The sequence below is a fragment of the Streptomyces sp. NPDC006372 genome, from assembly GCF_040612515.1.
In the GTDB taxonomy this organism is placed as follows: Bacteria; Actinomycetota; Actinomycetes; order Streptomycetales; family Streptomycetaceae; genus Streptomyces.
On the sequence record NZ_JBEXQJ010000003.1, the window covers coordinates 438194 to 457833 of the forward strand.

The 19640-nt window shown below is 71.3% G+C and carries 16 protein-coding genes; all 16 read right to left on the minus strand.

From position 1 onward, the window contains the following. Nucleotides 1-2: 2 nt before the first annotated feature. A complete protein-coding gene (locus ABZ016_RS09065; protein ID WP_356915873.1) occupies nt 3-914 on the minus strand; it encodes a TatD family hydrolase in 912 nt (303 codons plus the stop codon). Then, entirely contained in the window at nt 914-1639 is a 726-nt protein-coding gene (locus ABZ016_RS09070; RefSeq protein WP_356915874.1) for an EboA domain-containing protein, read from the minus strand. Before ABZ016_RS09070 ends, ABZ016_RS09065 begins: the two co-directional genes overlap by 1 nt. Continuing rightward, nucleotides 1636-2508, minus strand: coding sequence for a sugar phosphate isomerase/epimerase family protein (locus tag ABZ016_RS09075; protein WP_356915951.1), 873 nt, complete (start codon nt 2506-2508; stop codon nt 1636-1638). Before ABZ016_RS09075 ends, ABZ016_RS09070 begins: the two co-directional genes overlap by 4 nt. Nucleotides 2509-2603: 95 nt before the next feature. Continuing rightward, nucleotides 2604-3509 (minus strand): SCO3242 family prenyltransferase, encoded by a 906-nt coding sequence (locus tag ABZ016_RS09080; RefSeq protein ID WP_356915952.1) that lies wholly within the window; start codon nt 3507-3509, stop codon nt 2604-2606. 110 nt (nt 3510-3619) lie between these two features. Continuing rightward, nucleotides 3620-4759, minus strand: a complete 1140-nt coding sequence (locus ABZ016_RS09085) for an inositol-3-phosphate synthase (protein ID WP_356915875.1) — start codon at nt 4757-4759, stop codon at nt 3620-3622. Nucleotides 4760-4842: 83 nt separating this feature from the next. Next, on the minus strand, nt 4843-8565 hold the full coding sequence (locus ABZ016_RS09090) for a ThuA domain-containing protein (protein WP_356915876.1): 3723 nt from the start codon (nt 8563-8565) through the stop codon (nt 4843-4845). A 161-nt stretch (nt 8566-8726) separates the two neighbouring features. Then, on the minus strand, nt 8727-9725 hold the full coding sequence (locus tag ABZ016_RS09095) for a sugar phosphate isomerase/epimerase family protein (protein ID WP_356915877.1): 999 nt from the start codon (nt 9723-9725) through the stop codon (nt 8727-8729). A gap of 15 nt (nt 9726-9740) precedes the next feature. After that, nucleotides 9741-10952 (minus strand): Gfo/Idh/MocA family oxidoreductase, encoded by a 1212-nt coding sequence (locus ABZ016_RS09100; RefSeq protein WP_356915878.1) that lies wholly within the window; start codon nt 10950-10952, stop codon nt 9741-9743. A gap of 55 nt (nt 10953-11007) precedes the next feature. Then, nucleotides 11008-12054: a substrate-binding domain-containing protein gene (locus tag ABZ016_RS09105; protein ID WP_356915879.1), complete on the minus strand. Its 1047-nt coding sequence runs from the start codon at nt 12052-12054 to the stop codon at nt 11008-11010. Nucleotides 12055-12071: 17 nt separating this feature from the next. Continuing rightward, entirely contained in the window at nt 12072-13091 is a 1020-nt protein-coding gene (locus ABZ016_RS09110) for an ABC transporter permease (RefSeq protein WP_356915880.1), read from the minus strand. After that, on the minus strand, nt 13088-14605 hold the full coding sequence (locus tag ABZ016_RS09115) for a sugar ABC transporter ATP-binding protein (RefSeq protein WP_356915881.1): 1518 nt from the start codon (nt 14603-14605) through the stop codon (nt 13088-13090). The genes ABZ016_RS09110 and ABZ016_RS09115 overlap by 4 nt, the downstream gene beginning before the upstream one ends. A gap of 110 nt (nt 14606-14715) precedes the next feature. Then, nucleotides 14716-15897 (minus strand): ROK family transcriptional regulator, encoded by a 1182-nt coding sequence (locus tag ABZ016_RS09120; RefSeq protein WP_356915882.1) that lies wholly within the window; start codon nt 15895-15897, stop codon nt 14716-14718. A 200-nt stretch (nt 15898-16097) separates the two neighbouring features. Further along, nucleotides 16098-16775 carry a GntR family transcriptional regulator gene (locus ABZ016_RS09125; protein ID WP_356915883.1) on the minus strand — a complete coding sequence of 226 codons (678 nt, stop codon included), beginning with the start codon at nt 16773-16775 and terminating at the stop codon, nt 16098-16100. 143 nt (nt 16776-16918) lie between these two features. Then, complete coding sequence (locus tag ABZ016_RS09130) at nt 16919-17857, minus strand: beta-ketoacyl-ACP synthase III (RefSeq protein WP_356915884.1); 939 nt, start codon at nt 17855-17857, stop codon at nt 16919-16921. Nucleotides 17858-18007: 150 nt separating this feature from the next. Beyond that, entirely contained in the window at nt 18008-18148 is a 141-nt protein-coding gene (locus ABZ016_RS09135; RefSeq protein ID WP_199808545.1) for a hypothetical protein, read from the minus strand. Next, nucleotides 18117-19454, minus strand: a complete 1338-nt coding sequence (locus tag ABZ016_RS09140; RefSeq protein WP_356915885.1) for an OFA family MFS transporter — start codon at nt 19452-19454, stop codon at nt 18117-18119. The genes ABZ016_RS09135 and ABZ016_RS09140 overlap by 32 nt, the downstream gene beginning before the upstream one ends. Nucleotides 19455-19640 lie beyond the last annotated feature (186 nt).

A 19640-nucleotide genomic window follows, 5' to 3' on the forward strand; every position in this document is an offset into this window, starting at 1 on the left:
GTTCACGCCTCCGTGTCGGGGACTCGGACGGGCGCCTCGGGGCCGGGGTCCGGCTCGTGCGGGTCCTTCGGGGCGCCGCGCAGGATGGAGTTGCCCTCATGGGTGGCTTCCGTGCCGGCGACGTCGAGGTTCAGCCGGCCGCTGAGCCCGTAGAAGGCGACGGGGTTGCGCCACAGCACCCGGTCGACATCGTCCTCGCCGAAGCCCTCGGCCAGCATCAGGTCGGCGACCTTGCGGGTCTTGAGCGGGTCGCTCTTTCCCCAGTCCGCGGCGGAGTTGACCAGGACCTGCTCGGGCCCGTACGCGCGCAGGATCGCCACCATTCGTTCCTCGTCCATCTTGGTGTCCGGATAGACGGAGAAGCCCAGCCAGCAGCCGCTGTCCTTGGCCTCCTTGACGGTGGTCTCGTTGAGGTGGTCGACCAGGACGCGTTCCATGGGGAGCGCGGACTCCCGGACGACGTCGAGGGTGCGGCGCAGGCCGGCCAGCTTGTCGCGGTGCGGGGTGTGCACGAGGGCGGGCAGGCCGTGGTCGGCGGCGAGCTGCAGCTGGGCGGCGAGGGCGGTGTCCTCGGCGGGGGTCATGGAGTCGTAGCCGATCTCGCCGACGGCCACGACGTGGTCCTTGACGAGATACCGGGGCAGTTCGTCGAGGACGGGCGCACAGCGCGGATCGTTCGCCTCCTTGGGGTTGAGGGCGATGGTGCAGTGGTGGGCGATGCCGTACTGGGCGGCGCGGAAGGGCTCCCAGCCGAGGAGGGAGTCGAAGTAGTCACGGAAGGAGGCCGGGGAGGTACGGGGCTGGCCGAGCCAGAAGGCGGGTTCGACGACGGCGCGGACGCCGGCTGCGTGCATGGCCTCGTAGTCGTCGGTGGTCCGGGACGACATGTGGATGTGGGGGTCGAAGATGCGCATCAGGACTCCTTGCCGTGGGGGTGGTCCGTGCCGGGGGCCGGGGGCGCGGACTCGGTCAGGTCCAGGACGCGGTGCAGGTCCTCGGGGACGGGGCGGCCGGCGGCGGTGCGTTCGGTGGCGTAGTCGGCGAGCATGCGGGCGAGCTCGCCGTCGCCGCGGGAGCGCTCGTCCAGGTTCGCCACGTGGTCGACGGGCACGCCGGTGAACAGGCACTTCAGCACGGCGTGACGCCAGTCGTGGGCGGCCAGGTGCCGGGCCGCGTACGGGCCGACGGCGGCGCTGAGGAGCCGGGTGTCGTTGGTGCGCAGGGCGTCCTCGACGAGCGGGAGGGCGTCGGGGCCGGACACGAGGTGGGGCAGGGCGTGCAGGACGGCGCGGCGCTCGTCGGCGGTGCCCTGGAAGTACACCCGGGTGAGGGCGTCGGTGTCGGCACGGGCCGCGTCGAGGATGAGGACGCGTGCGGTGTCGGCGTGCGTGGCACCGCAGCGGCGGCCGGCCTCGGCGAGACGCAGTTCCCACACGGAGATGGGCCCGTGGAGGCCGGGGTGGGCGGTGGCTTCGTCCAGGGCGTGCTCCAGCCAGGCGCGGGCGGCCGGGTCGAGCTGGGTGCTGAGGTGGTCGCGGAGATCGCTGAGGGAGGGGGTGCGGGCGGTGTCGGGGCCGGATCGGCCGGTGTGGGTGGTGCTCTCGGTTCTCGCCGGGGGTGTGGCGCGGGGGTGGGTCATCTGGTGCTGCTCCCTTCAGGGGTGGCGGAGGGAGCGCCGTGGGGTGGCGCGGCCTGCTGGAGGGCCGGAGCGGGGGCCGGCGTCAGGGTGGCCGCGGCCCGCTCGGCGTGCTGGAGGAACGGGAGGGAGTGCTCGGCGTAGTGGGGGCCGGCGTGGGAGTGGCGGGGCAGTTCGACGACGGTCAGACCCTGGTAGCCCGAGGTGGCGAGGGCCGCCAGGACCGGCGGGAAGTCGATCTCGCCGTCCCCGAAGGGGAGGTGCTCGTGGACGCCGCGCCGCATGTCCTCGATCTGGACGTGCCGCAGCCAGGGGGCGGCTTCCCGCACGCAGTCGGCGGGAGAGAGGGGTTCGAGACATTGGCAGTGGCCGAGGTCGAGGGTGAGACCGAGGGGTTCGGGGTCGCCGAGGACACGTCGGAGGTGGTGGAAGTCGGCCAGGGTGGCGAGGAGGTGGCCCGGTTCCGGTTCGACGGCGAGCGGTGTGCCGGCGGAGGCGGCGGCCTCCAGGACGGGCGTGAGGCTCTCGGCGAGGCGCTTCCACGCGGTGTCCGGGTCGGTGCCGTTCGGGAGGACGCCGCTGAAGCAGTGCACCGCGTGCGCACCGAGGTCGGCCGCGACCCGGACGGCTCTCAGGAGCAGGTCGACGCGGCGGGCCCGGTCACCGGGGTCCGGGTCCAGCAGGGACGGGCCGTGTTTGCGGCGCGGGTCGAGCACATAGCGGGCGCCGGTCTCCACGGTGACGCCGAGACCGAGCTCGTCCAGCCGGTGCGCGACCTTGCGGGTGCGGGCGGCGAGGCCGGGTGCGAGCGGGTCGAGGTGCATGTGGTCGAGGGTCAGCCCGGCGCCGTCGTAGCCGAGGTCGGCGAGCATGCAGAGCGCGTCGTCGAGCCGGAGGTCGGCGAGGCCGTTGGTGCCGTAGCCGAAGCGGAGACGCCGAGGGGCGTCGAGAGGAGAGGTAACCGGGGTCACGTCACACTCACCTTTCTCGCGAACCGCGCTCCCAGCGGGGCCAGGGCCGCGATGAGGAGGGCCGTGGCCGGTCCCTTGGAGCGGGCGGACAGGGTGGCCTGGAGGGGGATCGTGGCGCGGATGCCGGCGCCGACGGCCCGTTGGGTGAGAGGAGGCGAGGGGTTGAGGGCGGCGTGGACGTAGGGCCGGGCGGTGGTCGCGGCGTAGGCGGCGGCGAGGACGGTGGTGACATGTGCCGCGGGGTTCCGGCCGGGCGCGGGCTCGGGGGACAGAGTCGCTCGGGACCCGGGGAGGTCATGGGTGGCGGCGCCTCGGTGGTCTGAAGGACGCCGCGTCACCGCGCGGGTCAGCAGGGCCGTCGTCGTGAGCGCCGCCAAGGGCGCCATGGGTGAGCCGCCCTGGGCTTCCTGGCGGGAGACGGTGGTGACGGCCAGGGTGTGGGTCCCGAGGAGGGCCGCGGAGGGCAGTGCGTTCCGGGTCCGGCCGGTGGTGGCGGCGGCTCCCAGGAGCAGGTCGAGTCCGCGGGCCGCGGCCATCGCCACAGGGCCCGCGGGGGTGTGCTTCAGGGTGAGGTCGTACGCCCAGACGGTCGCCGCCAGGGGTGTGGCGACGGCCAGGGCCGGGCGGCCGGCACGGGCCGCCAAGGCCAGTCCGCCCGCGGTGAGGACGCATGCGGCGGTGAGCGCGGCGGACGGCCGGATGCGGCCGGAGGGCAGGGGGCGGTGCGGGCGTTCGACGGCGTCCACCTCGCGGTCCGCCCAGTCGTTGAGGGCCATGCCGGCCTCGTACAGGCAGAGGGAGGAGCCGATGGCGAGCAGGGTGCGGGTGCTGGGCGGTGCGCCGGCGGCGGCCGTGCCGGCCAGGGCGTCGCCCGGCACGCTGAACAGGGCGGGCAGACGCAGGAGTTCGGCCCAGGCGCGGCCGCGTCCTGAGCGGCCGTGGGGCTCCGAGCGTGTCTCGGCGGCGGCGTCTCCCGTGTTGCCCGGGCGTCCCGGCCGGCTCTGGCGCCGCGTCACCGGCGGCCCTCCTTCTCCTCGCCGAGGCTCCGCGCGAACCGGACCAGCGCCTCGTACTGCTCGCCCAGCCCCGACGGCCCCTCCCCCACCGGATCCTTGAAGTAGAAGCCGAGTGCGTCGAGCGGGCCGGACAGTCCCGCCGCGTGGGCCTGTGCCGTCAGGCGGGCGAGGTCGAGGACGAGCGGAGCCGCCAGGGCGGAGTCGCAGCCCTGCCAGATGGTCTGGAGGATCATGCGGGTGCCGAGGAAGCCGTCGAAGGCGATGTGGTCCCAGGCGGTCTTCCAGTCGCCGAGGGCCGGGACGTCGTCGATGTGCACCTCGCCCTCGGGGACGGTGCCGAGGGTGTCGGCGAGGACGCGTTCCTTGCCGGCGTTCTTGGCCGCGGCGGCGGCCGGGTCGGCGAGGGCCGCGCCGTCGCCGCCGCCGAGCAGGTTGGTCCCGGACCAGGCGCGGACGGTGAGGGCGCGTTGCGCGAACATCGGGCCCAGCACGGCTCGCAGCAGGGTCTGCCCGGTCTTGCCGTCCCGGCCGGCGTGGGGCAGGCCGCTCCGCTCGGCCTCCCGGGCGGTGGCCGGGTGGTGCATGCCCTCGGAGGGGGTGAAGTTGACGTAGGGGCAGCCGGCGCGCAGGGCGGCCAGTGCGTACAGGGTGCTGGCCGGCAGCGGGGCGTGGGGTCCTCGGGACGCGGGTTCGGTGGAGGCGACGTTCACCACCACGGCCCGCTCCAGATCGTGGTGGCGCATGAAGTCGCGTATGTCGTCGGCGAAAGCCGTGATCAGTTCGGCTTCGCTCCTGGTGTCCCCCGGCGTGGGGCCGCCGGGCCTGATCTCCCGGTCGGCGGCGGCGAGTTCGGCCGCGACGGCGGTGGCGACGCCCGGCGGGAGGACGCCACCGGCGGTCAGGACCTCGGCGCGTTTGGGCAGGGGGCAGTCGAGGGTGTCGTGGCCGCCGAAGACGAGGTCGGACAGCGCGGGCAGACCGCTGTCGGTGAACGCCGGGGTCTCGGTCACCATCCCGGTGGGCGGGTGCAGACCCGCGGTGACGGCAGCGCACCCCGTGACGACGGTGGTGGCGACGGAGCCTCGGGCTCCGATCAGCCACACCCCCACACGCGGTCGGGAGAGGGACGCGGACATGGGCAGCCTCCTGTCGTGCGCGAACACCGGGGGGAGAAGCGGAGACGGCGGGCGGGGGTCCGGCGTCCCCCGCCCGCCGCCGTTCAGTCGCCCTTGACGGGCAGTTCCTTCAACTGGATGTTGCGGAAGGAGACCTGGTCGTCGGCGCCGTGGTTCTGCAGGCCGATGTAGCCGTCGGTCAGGCTCCGCTCGGGGTCCTTGTTGGTGAAGTCGTTGATCTTGACTCCGTTGAGGAACACCTGGAGGCGTTCGCCCTGGACCTTGATCTCGTAGGAGTTCCACTGCCCGGGCGGCCGCAGGACCTGGTCACGGGCCTTGATGTTCGCCGACTTGAACGAGTAGACGGAGCCCGTGGTGCGGTCGGGCGCGTCCGTGGCGTCGATCTGGATCTCGTAGCCCTTGTTCACCGCGGACCAGGGGTCGTCCGAGGCCGGGAAACCCACGAAGATCCCGGAGTTGTCGTCGCCCTGCATCTTCCAGTCGAGCTTGAGCGAGTACGACTTCAGCTCCTTGGCCTGGTACCAGAGCAGACCCATGCCGCCTTCGGTCTCCAGCGTGCCGTCCTTGACGTTGAACTTGCCGGGGCCGGCCTGCTTCCAGCCGTCGAGGGTCTGGCCGTTGAAGATCTTCCGGTAGTCCTTGCGCGGCTTGCAGTCGGCCTTCACCTGGCCGGTGGCGTACTGGAGGCCGCCGAGCAGGTGGGCGCGGAAGGCCTCGTCGGCGTAGGACTCCTTGGTGTGACCGCCGCCGGTGTAGAAGGACCGGCCGCCGCCGTAACTCTGGCACCAGGCGATCGGGTGGTCGCCCTTCATGTTCCCGCCCTGGTAGGTGGTCTCGTCCAGAGTGGCGAGGACCTTGGCCTGCGCACGCGGGTTGGTGCGGTAGTTGTACCACTCGTCGGTGCGCTCCCAGGCGTCGCCGAGGTGCGCGGTCGACGGGTGGTCGTGGTCCTCGACGCGGACGGTGGCCTTCTGGATGGCCGGGTGCGAGTCGAAGTAGGCGCCGACGAGACCGCCGTAGAACGCCCAGTCGTACTCGGTGTCGGCGGCGGCGTGGATGCCCATGTACCCGCCACCGCCGGCCACGTAGTTCTCGAACGCCTTCTGCTGCTCGGCGTTCAGCACATCACCAGTGGTGGACAGGAAGGCCACCGCGTCGTACTTGGCGAGGTTGGTCGTGGTGAACTGCCTGGCTTCCTCGGTCGCGTCGACCGTGATGCCGGCCGGGCCGCCGAGCTCCTTCAGAGCGGTGATGCCGGCCGGGATGGAGTCGTGGCGGAACCCGGCGGTCTTCGAGAAGACCAGGACCTTCTTGCCGCCCTTGAACGGCTCCTTGGAGAACTCGAAGTCGTCCACGTCGAACAGCGCGCCCTCGCCGCCCTTGAAGACCAGGTAGATGTCGGTGGTCTTCTTCGGCAGCGACCGCAGGGGCACGTCGACGTTCTGGAAGGTCTCCCAGCCGCCGGTCGGCGGGATGTAGGCCGAGCCGTGCAGCGGCCCGTCGGGCGAGCCGGTGCGCAGTTCGACGAAGCCGCCCGCGCCGCCGGAGGAGGCCCGCACGGTCATCTTCTTCTGCCCGTCGAACCGGTAGGGGCTGAAGGAGATCCAGTCGCCGTCGTTGATGTCGCCGACGGTCTTGCCGCCGTTGGCGCCGGTCTTGTCGATGACGGAGACGCCCGACTGAGTCGTGAAGTGCTCGCCCTGGCGGTGCAGCGGCTGGAGCACGGTGCGGGCGGTGCCGGTCAGCGTCTCCTGGCCGTTGGCCCCGCCGTCGGTGTAGCTCGCCCCGACGACGCCGTAGATGTTGGCGTTGGGGTCGTGGCCACCGTCACCGGGGGGCGGCGTCAGGGTGCCCTCGCAGCCCGTCTCGCTGCTCAGCTCGTGGGCGTGGGAGTCGTGGCCGAGGCTGTAGACGACCTTGACCTTGGAGCAGTCGACCGTCTCCTCGGGGTCGGTGACGGTCACCTTGAACGGGACGGGCTTGCCGAACTCGGCCAGGGTGCCGTTGCCCGGGACGTCGATCCGCACCTTGGGCTCGGTGTTGCCGACCACGATCCGGACACTGGCGTTTCCGGTGTTGCCCTCGGGGTCCTTCGCGGTGAAGGTGGCGCTGTAGGTGCCGACCTTCTTGTACTGGTGGGTGGGGTTCAGGCCCTCGCCCTTGGTGCCGTCGCCGAAGTCCCAGCTGTAGGTGAGGTCCGGGGAGTCGGCGTCCTTGGCGGAGGCGGTGAACTTCACCTTCACGCCGGCCGCGCCGGACGTCTTGTCGGCGCTCACCTCGGCGATCGGGGAGAAGCCGTCCTCGGCGTTCTCGATCCGGTACAGCGCGGAGTCCTTGTCGCCCTGGAACCAGGAGAGGCCGTAGTCGAGGACGTAGAGCGCGCCGTCCGGACCGAACTCCATGTCCATGATCTGGGTGCCGGTCCACGGGAAGTCGTTGATCTTCGCGACGGAGCCGTCCGTGTTCTGCTCGATCCGCTTGATCCAGCGGCGGCCGAACTCACCGGCGAAGAAGTCGCCGTCGTACGCCTCGGGGAACTTCACGCTGGAGTCGAGCGCGGGGTCGTAGCGGTAGACCGGGCCGGCCATCGGGGACTCGGAGCCGGTGCCGAACTCGGGCACGGACCCGTCGTCGTACGGGATCCAGGCGGCCTGCGCGGGCGGCAGGTCGACCAGGCCCGTGTTGTGCGGCGAGGTGTTCTTCGGCGCGTCGCAGTCGAACTTCTCGCCGGACTCCTTGGTGGCGAAGTCGTAGTCGACGTAGGCGTCGTTGTCGCCGGTGCAGAACGGCCAGCCGAAGTTGGCGGCCTTGGTCACCTTGGCGAACTCGACCTGTCCCGCCGGGCCGCGCTTCGGGTCGGCGGCGCCCGCGTCGGGGCCGTAGTCGCCGACGTAGACGGTGCCGGTCTTGTCGTCGACGCTCATCCGGAACGGGTTGCGGAAGCCCATCGCGTAGATCTCGGGGCGGGTCTTCTCGGTTCCGGGGGCGAAGAGGTTGCCCTCCGGGACGGTGTACGAGCCGTCCTCGGCGACCTTGATGCGCAAGATCTTGCCGCGCAGGTCGTTGGTGTTGCCGGCGCTGCGGCGGGCGTCGAAGGCGGGGTTGCGGCCGTCTCGGTCGTCGATCGGCGTGTAGCCGTCGGAGGAGAAGGGGTTGGTGTCGTCACCGGTCGACAGATAGAGGTTGCCGTCCGCGTCGAAGTCGATGTCGCCGCCGACATGGCAGCAGGTGCCGCGGGAGGCCGCGACGTCGATGACCTTCTTCTCGCTGGCCGTGTTCAGTGTGCCGTTGGCGTTCAGCGTGAAGCGGGAGAGGCGGTTGACGCCGTCGAACTTCTTGAAGTCCTCGGCGGTGCCGGTCTCCGGGGCGTCGCCCGCGGGGGTGTCCAGCGGCGGAGCGTAGTAGAGGTAGATCGCCCGGTTGTTCTTGAAGTCCGGGTCGATGCCGACACCCTGGAGGCCTTCCTCGTCGTGGCTGTAGACGGGGATCTTGCCGGCGATCCTGGTGACGCCGCCCTGGTCGGTGAGGCGCAGCGTGCCGTCGCGCGAGGTGTGCAGGACGCTGCGGTCCGGGAGCACGGCGAGCGACATGGGCTCGCCCGTCTCGGGTTCGCCCTTGGCGAGCGGCACCTGCTGGAACTGGCCCTCGGCGGCGGTCGGTTCGTCGTGTTCCGGGTGGCCGGGGTGGGCGCCGGCGACCGTGGCCGGGGTGCCCACGGCCAGGAGCAGGCCGGTGAACAGGGCGACGGTGGCGCGAAGCCCGGGACGTCTGCGGGTGTGGGTGCTTCTGAGTCCGGTTCTGTGCACGAAGTCCCTCCGGGAACGGGGTGGCCGTACGGGGTGGGTGCGTAGACGTGCGGGGTGGGTGCGTAGACGTGCGGTGCGGGCGCCGGGGTGCGCCGTCACCCCGGAGGTGTGTGTCCTGAACGCATCAAGATGAGTGCCGCGTCCTTGGCCGGGCCCGTGGTTCAGCTGTTGAACGCGGCGTCGAAGGACGCGCTGGGCGGTTCGTAGTCGAAGGCCTTGAGGCGGGTCAGCGCCTCGGGCGCCCCTTGGAGCCGGTCCATTCCGGCGTCCTCCCACTCGACGGAGACCGGGCCCTGGTAGTCGATGGAGCGCAGCATCCGGAAGACGTCCTCCCAGGGGACGTCGCCGTGGCCGGCGGAGACGAAGTCCCAGCCGCGCCTGGGGTCGCCCCAGGGCAGGTGGGAGCCGAGCCGGCCGTTGCGTCCGTCGAGGCGCTTGCGGGCCTCCTTGCAGTCGACGTGGTAGATGCGGTCGCGGAAGTCCCACAGGAATCCGACCGGGTCGAGGTCCTGCCACACGAAGTGGCTCGGGTCGAAGTTGAGGCCGAAGGCGGGGCGCCGGCCGACGGCTTCCAGGGCCTTCTGGGTCGTCCAGTAGTCGTAGGCGATCTCGCTGGGGTGGACCTCGTGCGCGAACCGCACGCCCTCGGCGTCGAAGACGTCCAGGATCGGGTTCCAGCGGTCGGCGAAGTCCTGGTAGCCGCGTTCGATCATCGTGTCGGGCGCCGGCGGGAACATGGCGACCAGGTGCCAGATGGCGGAGCCGGTGAAGCCGATGACGGTGTCGACGCCGAAGGCGGCGGCGGCGCGGGCGGTGTCCTTCATGCGTTCCGCGGCCCGCTGCCGGACGCCTTCCGGGTCTCCGTCGCCCCACACCTGCCCCGGCAGGATCGCCTGGTGCCGTTCGTCGATGATGGCGTCGCAGACGGCCTGGCCGACGAGGTGGTTGGAGACGGCCCAGCACTTGAGGCCGTACTTGTCGAGCAGGGCCCGGCGGCCGTCCAGGTAGGACGGGTCGGCGAGTGCTTTGTCGACCTCGAAGTGGTCTCCCCAGCAGGCGAGTTCCAGGCCGTCGTAGCCGAAGTCGCGGGCCAGGCGGCAGACCTCTTCCAAAGGCAGGTCCGCCCACTGGCCGGTGAAGAGCGTGAAGGTGCGGGGCATCGGAACAGGCCCTCCTCAGACCGCGATCGGTGTGTAGACGGAGTTCTTCTCGGCGCTCTCCTCGACCGCCGCGAGCACGCGCTGAACCTGCAGCCCGTCGGCGAAGGAGGGTTCGGGACGGCGGCCCTCGGCGATGGCGTGGACGAGGTCGCGCGCCTGGTGGACGAAGGTGTGCTCGTAGCCGAGACCGTGGCCCGGCGGCCACCAGGCGTCCAGGTAGGGGTGGTCGGGTTCGGTGACGAGGATCCGGCGGAAGCCCGCCTCCGCGCCGGGCTCGGTGCCGTCGTGGAAGGACAGCTCGTTGAGCCGCTCCAGGTCGAAGGCGAGCGATCCGCGCTCCCCGTTGAGTTCGATGCGCAGGGCGTTCTTGCGGCCCGTGGCGTAGCGGGTGGCCTCGAAGGAGGCGAGGGCGCCGGAGGGGAAGCGGGCCGTGAACAGGGCGGCGTCGTCGACGGTGACCTGGCCGGTGCCGGCGGACGTGACGGTGGACAGGCCGCTCGTGGCCCCGGTGGGCAGGGGCCTCTCCCGTACGAAGGTCTCCGTGAGCGCGGAGACGCCGGCCAGCCGCTCCCCCACCAGGTACTGCGCGAGGTCGACGATGTGCGCGCCCAGGTCGCCGAGCGAGCCCGAGCCGGCGTGCTCCCTGCGCAGCCGCCAGGTCAGCGGGAACTCGGGGTCGACCAGCCAGTCCTGGAGGTACGTCACGCGCACGTGCCGCAGCCTGCCCAGGCGGCCCTCGGCGACCATCCGGCGGGCCAGGGCGGTGGCCGGCACCCGGCGGTAGTTGAAACCGACCATCGCCACCTGCCCGCGCTGGTGGGCCTCCTCGGCGGCCCGCGTCATCGACGTGGCCTCCTCGACGGTGTTGGCGAGGGGTTTCTCGCACAGGACGTGCTTGCCGGCCGCGAGGGCGGCGAGGGCGATCTCGGCGTGGCTGTCCCCGGGGGTGCAGATGTCGACGAGGTCGACGTCGTCCCGTTCGACCAGGGCACGCCAGTCGGTCTCGGTGGACGCCCAGCCGTGCCGGTCGGCCGCCGCCCGTACGGCGTCGGCGTCCCGGCCGCAGATCACGGCCTGCACGGGGTTCAGCGGCAGGTCGAAGACACGGCCCGCGGTGCGCCAGCCCTGGGAGTGGGCGGCGCCCATGAAGGCGTAGCCGACCATTCCCACGCGCAGGGGTGGCTTGCCTGCCTCGGTCCCCTCTGACTGCTCCTGCGGCTGTCCCATACGGGTGTCCTCCTCGTCCTGGTCGGGTGGCGCACGTGGGGAGTGCGGGGTGGGATCACTTGAAGCCGGTGGACATGTACTGGTCGACGTTGGTCTTGTCGACGACGGCCGAGTAGAGCGTGATCGACGACGGGATCTCGAACTCGGCCATGCCGCCGATGCCCTTGCCCTGGCCGAGGGCGCGGGCCAGGTCGATCGCGGAGGCGGCCATGGTCGGCGGGTACAGCACGGTCGCCTTGAGCACGCCGTCGTCCTGCTTGATGGCCTGGAAGGCGGAGAGCGCGCCGGCTCCTCCGACCATCAGGAAGTCGTCGCGGCCGGCCTGTTCGATGGCGCGCAGCGCGCCCACGCCCTGGTCGTCGTCGTGGTTCCACAGCGCGTCGAACTTCGACTGGGCCTGGAGCAGCTGGGCCATCTTGGCCTGTCCGGACTCGACGGTGAACTCGGCGGCCTGCCGGGCGACCTTCTTGATGTTGGGGTAGTTCTTCAGGGCGTCGTCGAAGCCCTTGGTGCGCTGCTTGGTCAGCTCCAGGTTGTCGAGGCCCGCCAGTTCGATGACGCGGGCGCCCGACTTCCCCTTCAGCTTCTCGCCGATGTAGTGGCCGGCGTTGAGGCCCATGCCGTAGTTGTCGCCGCCGATCCAGCAGCGATACGCCTGTGGGGTGTTGAAGATCCGGTCGAGGTTGACGACCGGGATGCCGGCGCGCATCGCCTTCAGGCCGACCTGGGTGAGGGCCTTGCCGTCGGCGGGCAGCACCACCAGGACGTCGACCTTCTTGTTGATGAGGGTCTCGATCTGGCCGATCTGCTGGGCGGTGTCGTTGGAGCCCTCGGTGATCTCCAGGGTGACGTCCGAGTACTTCTCGGCGCGTTCCTTGGCGTTGTCGTTGATGGCGTTGAGCCAGCCGTGGTCGGCCTGCGGTCCGGCGAAGCCGATGGTGACCCGCTTGCCGGGCTTGTCGTCGGCGGCCGGCTGGTCGTTGCCGGCCGGTTCGTCCTTGGACTCGGAGGGCTCGTTGCTCGTGCACCCCGTGAGGACGGCACCGGCGGAGACGGCGGCGGCCCCGAAGAGCAGTCCTCTGCGGCTCGTGATCTGTGTCATGGCGGGGGAACCTTTCCTCAGGTCGTGCTCGCGGTACGGCGCTGGACCAGCACGGCGGCGACGATGATCGCGCCCTTGGCGATCTGCTGGACGTCGCTCTGCAGGTTGTTCAGGGCGAAGATGTTGGTGATCGTGGTGAAGATCAGGACGCCGAGGACGGAGCCGGTGATGGTGCCCCGGCCTCCGGTGAGCAGGGTGCCGCCGATGATCGCGGCGGCGATGGCGTCGAGTTCGTAGAGGTTGCCGTTGGTGTTCTGGCCGGAGCCGGACAGGACGATCAGCAGGAAGGCGGCGATGCCGCAGCACAGGCCCGACAGCAGGTAGAGGTAGAGACGCTGGCGGCGGACGTCGATGCCGGCGAGCCGGGCGGCCTCCGGGTTGCCGCCGACGGCGACCGTGCGGCGCCCGAAGGTGGTGCGGTTGAGCACCAGCCAGCCGATGACCGTCACGACCGCGAAGACCAGGACAAGGGGCGGGATGCCGAGGACGTAGGCGTCGCGCTCGCCCAGGTCGAGGACGGACGGCACGGTGACGATCTGCGTCTTGCCGTCGGTGATCTGCAGGGCGAGGCCGCGGGCGGAGGCCAGCATGGCCAGGGTCGCGATGAACGGCACCAGAGCGCCGTAGGCGATGAGCACCCCGTTGACCAGTCCGCAGCCGACTCCGACGATCATCGCGGTGAAGAGGATGCCGGCGAAGCCGTACTCCTGGGTGGCGACCGTGGTCGCCCACACGGAGGCGAGGGCCACGATCGCGCCGACCGAGAGGTCGATGCCGCCGGAGACGATGACGAAGGTCATGCCGACGGTGACGACACCGATCACGGAGGCCTGGGTGAGGACGAGTTGCAGGTTACGGGTGTCGAGGAACTCGTCGGGCTTGGTGATGCCGCCGATGAGGACCAGCACGGCGAGCACGCCGAGCAGGGAGAGGGTGCGGACGTCGGCGCGGGCCAGCAGGCCGCGCCAGGCGGGGGGCCGGGCCTGGGGCACCTTGTCGGTGATACCGCCCCGCGGCGGGGAGACGGGCTGCGTCATGACGCCGGGCTTCCTTCCATGACCAGGTCGAGTACGCGGTGTTCGTCGAGGTCGCGGGCGGGCGCCGTGTGGACGACACGGCCCTCGCACAGCACCAGGACGCGGTCGGCGAGGCCGAGCACCTCGGGCACCTCGCTGGAGACCAGCAGCACGGCGAGGCCCTCGTCGGCCAGCCGCCGGATGACGGCGTAGAGCTCGGCACGGGCTCCGACGTCGACGCCGCGGGTGGGTTCGTCGAGCAGCAGCACCTTGCAGCCGCGCAGCAGCCAGCGGGCCAGGACGGCCTTCTGCTGGTTGCCGCCGGACAGGGTGCGCACGGGCACGGACGGGTTGTCCGGCCGGAGCGACAGCTCGCGGGTGGCCGCCCGGGCGGCACCGAGTTCGGCACGCCGGTCGACCCAGCCGCCGCGCGAGAAGCGCGACATGGAGGAGACCGACACGTTGCGGGTGACGGACTCCAGCATGAGCAGGGCCTGCGCCTTGCGTTCCTCGGGGGCGAGCCCGAGTCCGGCGCGTACGGCGGCCCGGACACTGCCCGGCCTCAGCGGCCTGCCCTCGACCAGCACCTGTCCGGACGTCGGTTTCCGGGCCCCGTAGACGGTTTCCAGGATCTCGGAGCGGCCCGAGCCGACGAGTCCGGCGAGGCCGACGATCTCGCCCGGCCGCACGTCGAGGTCGAGCGGCTCGAACTCCCCCTGGCGGGCCAGTCCCCGGACTTCCAGGACCGGTTCGCCGGGCGGCGGGGAGACGGGCCGGTCGGGGAAGACGTACTCGACGTTGCGGCCCGTCATCAGTGCGACGACCTCGCGGGTGGGTGTGGTCTTCGCGGGGAGTCCGTTCGCGACGGCCCGTCCGTCCTTCAGCACGGTCACCCGGTCGCCGATGCGGCGGATCTCCTCCAGACGGTGCGAGATGTAGACGACGGCGACCCCGGCGGCGGTGAGGTCGCCGACGATGCGGAACAGGTTGTCGACCTCGTCCGGGTCGAGAGCGGCGGAGGGCTCGTCCATCACGATGAGGCGCACGTCGTGGGAGAGCGCCCGCGCCATGGACACGATCTGCTGCTGCGCCGCGGACAGCTCCCCGACCAGTCGCGCCGGGTCGACCTCCGGATGCCCTAGTCGCTTGAGGAGCTGCGCCGTCGACTCCTTGGCGGCCTTCCCGCGTACGACGAACCCGGCGGTCGTGGGCTCATGCCCCAGGTGGACGTTCTCGGCGACCGACAGGTGCTCCACCAGGTCGAGTTCCTGGTAGATGGTGGCGATGCCGAGGCGCATGGCGGCGATCGGCGAGCGGAGGGTGACGTCCTCACCGCGCCAGCGGAGGCGGCCGGTGTCGGGCTGGTGGGCGCCGGCCAGGACCTTGATGAGGGTCGACTTCCCGGCGCCGTTCTGGCCGAGCAGGCAGTGCACCTCACCGGCCTGGACGTCGAGGTCGACGCCGTCGAGGGCGCGGACTCCGGGGAAGGACTTGGTGATGCCGGACATGCTGAGCAGCGGTGGTTCTGGTGCCATGCGATTCCCCTTGGCGGGCGGGCCGGTGTCAGGGCGCTTGTCGAGCAGGCGTGTTCAGGGCAGGGCAGAGCAGGGCGCTGTGCTGGGTGAGCCGTGCTGTCGTAAGAGGACTACGCGGGTGAGAACAGGTGGTCGCTGATGAGCCGGGCCGCGCCGATGACTCCGGCCGCGGGACCCAGCTCGCCCAGCACGATGGGCAGGTTTCCGGTCGCCAGGGGCAGCGACTGGCGGTAGACCTGGGTGCGGATCGCGGCGAGCAGGGTGTGGCCGAGGCCGGTCACCCCGCCGCCGATCACCACCAGGCCGGGGTTGAAGAAGCTGACCAGGCCGGCGATGACCTGGCCGGTGCGGTCGCCGCCCTCGCGGATCAGCTCGAGCGCGGTGGCGTCGCCGGCGGCGGCCGCGGTGGCGACGTCGACGGCGGTGAGGCCGCCGTTCGTCTCCAGCCGTGCGGCCAGCTCCGCCGAAAGCCCCTGCTGGGCGGCCTCCATGGCGTCGCGGGCCAGGGCCGCCCCGCTGAAGTGGGCCTCCAGGCAGCCCCGGTTGCCGCAGGCGCAGGGCCTGCCGTCGGGCACGGCCTGGATGTGCCCGATGTCGCCGGCGCTGCCCGTCGTACCGCGGTAGACCTCACCGCCGACGACGATGCCGCAGCCGATGCCGGTGCCGATCTTGACACAGAGGAAGTCGCCGACGGTACGGGCGACGCCCGCGTGCTGCTCCCCCATCGCCATGAGGTTCACGTCGTTGTCGACCATGACCGGGCAGCCGAGTTCCTGGCTGAGCGCCTCCCGCACGGGGAAGCCGTCCCAGCCCGGCATGATCGGCGGAGCCACCGGCACGCCCTCGGGGAAGCGGACCGGGCCCGGGACGCCGATACCGGCGCCGTCGAACCCCTCCGCGAGCCCCGATGCCCTCAGCTTCGCCGCCATGGCCAGCACTTGCTCGAAGACCGCGACCGGGCCCTCGCGTACGTCCATGGGCTGGTTGATGTGCCCGAGGGTCTCCAGTTCGGCGTTGGTGACGGCGACGTCGATGGAGGTCGCGCCGATGTCGACACCGAGGAAGCGGAGCCCCGGGTTGAGCCGGATGTTGTGGGATCGGCGGCCGCCGCGCGAGGCGGCGAGTCCGTCGGCCACGACCAGCCCCGTCTCCAGCAGCCGGTCCACCTCCACGGCGAGCTTGGACCGCGAGAGGTCGACCTGGTCGCCCAGCTGGGCACGGGAGTTGGGGCCGCCGTCGCGCAACAGCCTGAGCAGTCGGGCCTGGTGGGCGTTTCCGGGTCGTGCGGTCATACGTCTCACGAGCCCCTCCCCGCCTCGATCGGCCTGTGCGCGCCGGTTTTCCGCCACATCAGTGGCTTGCTTTCGGAGGGAACGTAGCAGCGGCTGCCGGAGGTGGGAAGAAGTCGAGCAGAAATTGCCCTCTACTTTTTCCACTTACAGGACAAAGAAGCGGTGACGGGTGCCCGGCCTCGCAGCTGGGCGCGGCGATGTTACGAGCGCGGACGCGCGTGGTACGAACGGCGCGTGTGCTCCGTGTGCTCGCGCATCAGCTGGGTGGCCCGCTGTTCGTCGCGGTCGGCGATCGCGGCGATGAGTTCGCGGTGCTCGATCCAGGACTGGTGGCCGCGTCGGCGGGCGACCGGGGTGTAGTACCAGCGGACCCGGCGGTCGACCTGGGCGGCGAGTTCCGCGAGGACGGCGTTGCCGGCCAGCTCCATGATCTTCGCGTGGAAGCGGGCGTTCATCGCGACGGCGGCGTCCACGTCGTCCGCCTCGACGGCCTGCTCACCCTGCGCGCAGAGCGTCTCCAGGGCGGTGATCCCGGCACTGCCCGCGTTCGCCGCCGCGAGCCGGGCCGCCTCGGCCTCCAGGAGCGTACGGACCGTGAGGAGCTGGTCGGCCTCCTCCTCCGTCGGCTCGTGCACGAACGCGCCCTGGGCGGGCCGCAGATCGACCCAGCCCTCGGTGTTGAGCCGCTGCAGCGCCTCGCGCACCGGCTGCCGGGAGACCCCCAGATGTCCGGCGAGTTCGCTCTCGACGAGGTGCTGGCCGGGCTGGAGGGCTCGGGTGGTGATGAGTTCGAGCAGTGCCTCGTAGACACGGTCGCGCAGCGGACCAGGGCGTTCCAGCTTGGGTACCGCCCCTTGGGGCAGGCCTGTCGACAGCATCGCGGTCCCCCTCCTCGGCAGGGCCGTGCACAGCGCGGCGGAAGCCGGTGTCGCCGTAGAGTCAGTATCGATTGTCTTTCGTCTACAGTCTACGGCGCACGAGTGCCAGGGTTTCGGGGAGTTGGCCGCGTCACACAGGAGCCTCAGGGGCAGCGGACGATCTGCCCCGCGTACGACAGGTTCCCGCCGAAGCCGAACAGCAGGACCGGGTCGCCGGTGGTGACCGCGCCCTGTTCCACCAGCTTCGAGAAGGCCAGCGGGATGCTCGCGGCCGAGGTGTTGCCGGACTCGGTGACATCGCGTGCGACGACCGCGTTCACGGCGCCGATCTTCTCGGCGAGGGGTTCGATGATGCGCAGATTGGCCTGGTGCAGCACGACCCCGGCGAGGTCCGCCGGCTCCAGACCGGCCCGTTCGCACGCCCGGCGCGCGATGGGAGGCAGCTGCGTCGTCGCCCAGCGGTAGACGCTCTGGCCCTCCTGGGCGAAGCGCGGCGGGGTGCCCTCGATCCGCACCGCGTGCCCCATCTCCGGCACCGAGCCCCACAGCACCGGTCCGATGCAGGCCTCCTGGGAGGCCTCGACCACCGCGGCGCCCGCCCCGTCGCCGACGAGCACGCAGGTGGAGCGGTCGCTCCAGTCGGTCACGTCGGACATCTTGTCGGCCCCGATGACCAGGGCGCGGCTCGCGCCGCCCGCGCGGACGGCGTGGTCGGCGGTGGCCAGGGCGTGGGTGAAGCCGGCGCACACGACGTTGAGGTCCATCGTGGCGGGCTGCGGGATGCCGAGCCGGGAGGCGACGCGCGCGGCCGTGTTGGGCGAGCGGTCGACGGCGGTGGAGGTGGCCACCAGCACCAGGTCGATGTCGGCGGGGGCCAGACCGGCGGCCGCCAGGGCCTTGGCGGCGGCGTGGGCGGCCAGCTCGTCGACCGGCTCGTCGGGCCCGGCGAGGTGGCGGGTGCGGATGCCCACCCGGCTCCTGATCCACTCGTCACTGGTGTCCACCATGCCCGCCAGGTCCTCGTTGGTGAGCACCTTGGCGGGCTGGTAGTGGCCGACGGCGGCGATGCGCGAGCCGTTCATGTGGGCGGTCCCCCTCGTTGCCTTGGGTAGCGGGACCCACCAGTCTGATCAGTGACTCACGGGTACGACGGCAGGCAAGGCGACAGGAAACCGGGGCCCGGGTTGTCAGCTTCGGTCAGGTCCTCGGACGCCCGGGCACCTGTCGAACGACTAACCGGTGAACAGCTGGGTCGCCTTCCGGACCAGCTCGTACAGCCCGTAGACGAGCGGCACCCCCACCCATACCCAGGCGAGGGCGATCAGCCACCGCCGGTCCGGGCTAGGCGGACTCTGACTGCTGTCGCTGGACATGGCCGGCCTCCTTCGGCTGGGGGACGTGGTGGCGGGGGTGGACGGGGCGGACCAGTTCGTTGGCGACGAAGCCGACGACCAGCAGGCCGATCATGATGATGAACGACATCCCGTACAGGGACGCGCCGTGCCGGCCGGCCTCCTCCTGCCGGTCGGCGATCCAGTTCACGATGAGCGGCCCGAGCACTCCCGCCGTGGACCAGGCGGTGAGCAGCCGCCCGTGGATGGCGCCGACCTGGTGGGTGCCGAAGAGGTCCTTCAGATACGCCGGGACGGTGGCGAAGCCGCCGCCGTAGAAGGAGAGGATCACCAGGGCGCACAGGACGAACAGCGGCTTGGAAGAGTCGCCGAACAGGGCGATGAGCGCGTACATCAGCGCGCCGACGCCCAGATAGACGCGGTAGATGTTCTTGCGGCCGATCAGGTCGGACGTCGACGACCAGCCGATGCGGCCCGCCATGTTCGCCGCCGACAGCAGGGCGACGAAGCCGGCGGCGGCCGTCACCGTCACCGTCACCGGGGTGGAGGTGTCCGCGAAGAAGTCCGTGATCATCGGGGCGGCCTTCTCCAGGATGCCGATGCCCGCCGTCACGTTCATGCAGAGGACGATCCACAGCAACCAGAACTGCGGGGTGCGGATGGCCTGGTTCGCGGAGACCTGCGGGCCGGCGAGCACACTCGGCCCGCTCTCCACCGGCTTCTCCGTGCGGGGCACCCGCACCAGCAGCACACCCAGCAGCATGAAGACCGCGTACGACAGCCCGTGCACGAGGAAGGCCAGCGCGATCCCCGAGCTGTCGCCGCCGAACGACTCCAGCATCTGCGCCGACCAGGGCGAGGCGATGAGCGCGCCACCGCCGAAACCCATGATGGCGATGCCGGTGGCCATGCCGGGCCGGTCCGGGAACCACTTGATCAGGGTGGAGACGGGCGAGATGTAGCCGATGCCGAGACCGATGCCGCCGACGAAGCCGTAGCCGAGGACGATCAGCCAGTACTGCTCCGTGGCCGCGCCCAGCGCGGAGAGCAGGAACCCGGACGAGAAGCAGACCAGGGCCACGGTCATCGCCCAGCGCGGGCCGTTGCGCTCCACGAGCGTGCCGCCGAACGCGGCCGACAGGCCCAGCATGACGATGCCCAGCTGGAACGGCAGCGCGCTCTGCGTGCCGCTGAGGCCGAGCGCGGACTCCAGGGGCGGTTTGAACACGCTCCAGGCGTAGGCCTGGCCGATGGAGAGGTGTACGGAGAGAGCGGCGGGCGGAACGAGCCAGCGGCTCCAGCCCGGGGGTGCGACGGGGGGACTCATGAACCCCGGACGGTAGGGATCCGAAGGGGAGTTGAGAAGGCGGCGCGTCGACCGTATGCGGTGAACGGTATCCGGCATGCGCCGAACGGTCGTCGCGCGGACCCTTGCCGCCCCAACCTCCATACTGTAGACAATATTTCGTCGACACTGCCGTGCGCCCCACGTAATCCGGCCGCACGGCACCCA

What these genes read in the sequence shown, in the direction of transcription:
- ABZ016_RS09065 (WP_356915873.1), bottom strand. Translation starts at nt 914, where the DNA reads ATGCGCATCTTCGACCCCCACATCCACATGTCGTCCCGGACCACCGAC.
- ABZ016_RS09070 (WP_356915874.1), bottom strand. Translation starts at nt 1,639, where the DNA reads ATGACCCACCCCCGCGCCACACCCCCGGCGAGAACCGAGAGCACCACC.
- ABZ016_RS09075 (WP_356915951.1), bottom strand. Translation starts at nt 2,508, where the DNA reads ATGCTCGCCGACCTCGGCTACGACGGCGCCGGGCTGACCCTCGACCAC.
- ABZ016_RS09085 (WP_356915875.1), bottom strand. Translation starts at nt 4,759, where the DNA reads ATGTCCGCGTCCCTCTCCCGACCGCGTGTGGGGGTGTGGCTGATCGGA.
- ABZ016_RS09095 (WP_356915877.1), bottom strand. Translation starts at nt 9,725, where the DNA reads ATGCCCCGCACCTTCACGCTCTTCACCGGCCAGTGGGCGGACCTGCCT.
- ABZ016_RS09100 (WP_356915878.1), bottom strand. Translation starts at nt 10,952, where the DNA reads ATGGGACAGCCGCAGGAGCAGTCAGAGGGGACCGAGGCAGGCAAGCCA.
- ABZ016_RS09105 (WP_356915879.1), bottom strand. Translation starts at nt 12,054, where the DNA reads ATGACACAGATCACGAGCCGCAGAGGACTGCTCTTCGGGGCCGCCGCC.
- ABZ016_RS09110 (WP_356915880.1), bottom strand. Translation starts at nt 13,091, where the DNA reads ATGACGCAGCCCGTCTCCCCGCCGCGGGGCGGTATCACCGACAAGGTG.
- ABZ016_RS09115 (WP_356915881.1), bottom strand. Translation starts at nt 14,605, where the DNA reads ATGGCACCAGAACCACCGCTGCTCAGCATGTCCGGCATCACCAAGTCC.
- ABZ016_RS09120 (WP_356915882.1), bottom strand. Translation starts at nt 15,897, where the DNA reads ATGACCGCACGACCCGGAAACGCCCACCAGGCCCGACTGCTCAGGCTG.
- ABZ016_RS09125 (WP_356915883.1), bottom strand. Translation starts at nt 16,775, where the DNA reads ATGCTGTCGACAGGCCTGCCCCAAGGGGCGGTACCCAAGCTGGAACGC.
- ABZ016_RS09130 (WP_356915884.1), bottom strand. Translation starts at nt 17,857, where the DNA reads ATGAACGGCTCGCGCATCGCCGCCGTCGGCCACTACCAGCCCGCCAAG.
- ABZ016_RS09135 (WP_199808545.1), bottom strand. Translation starts at nt 18,148, where the DNA reads ATGTCCAGCGACAGCAGTCAGAGTCCGCCTAGCCCGGACCGGCGGTGG.
- ABZ016_RS09140 (WP_356915885.1), bottom strand. Translation starts at nt 19,454, where the DNA reads ATGAGTCCCCCCGTCGCACCCCCGGGCTGGAGCCGCTGGCTCGTTCCG.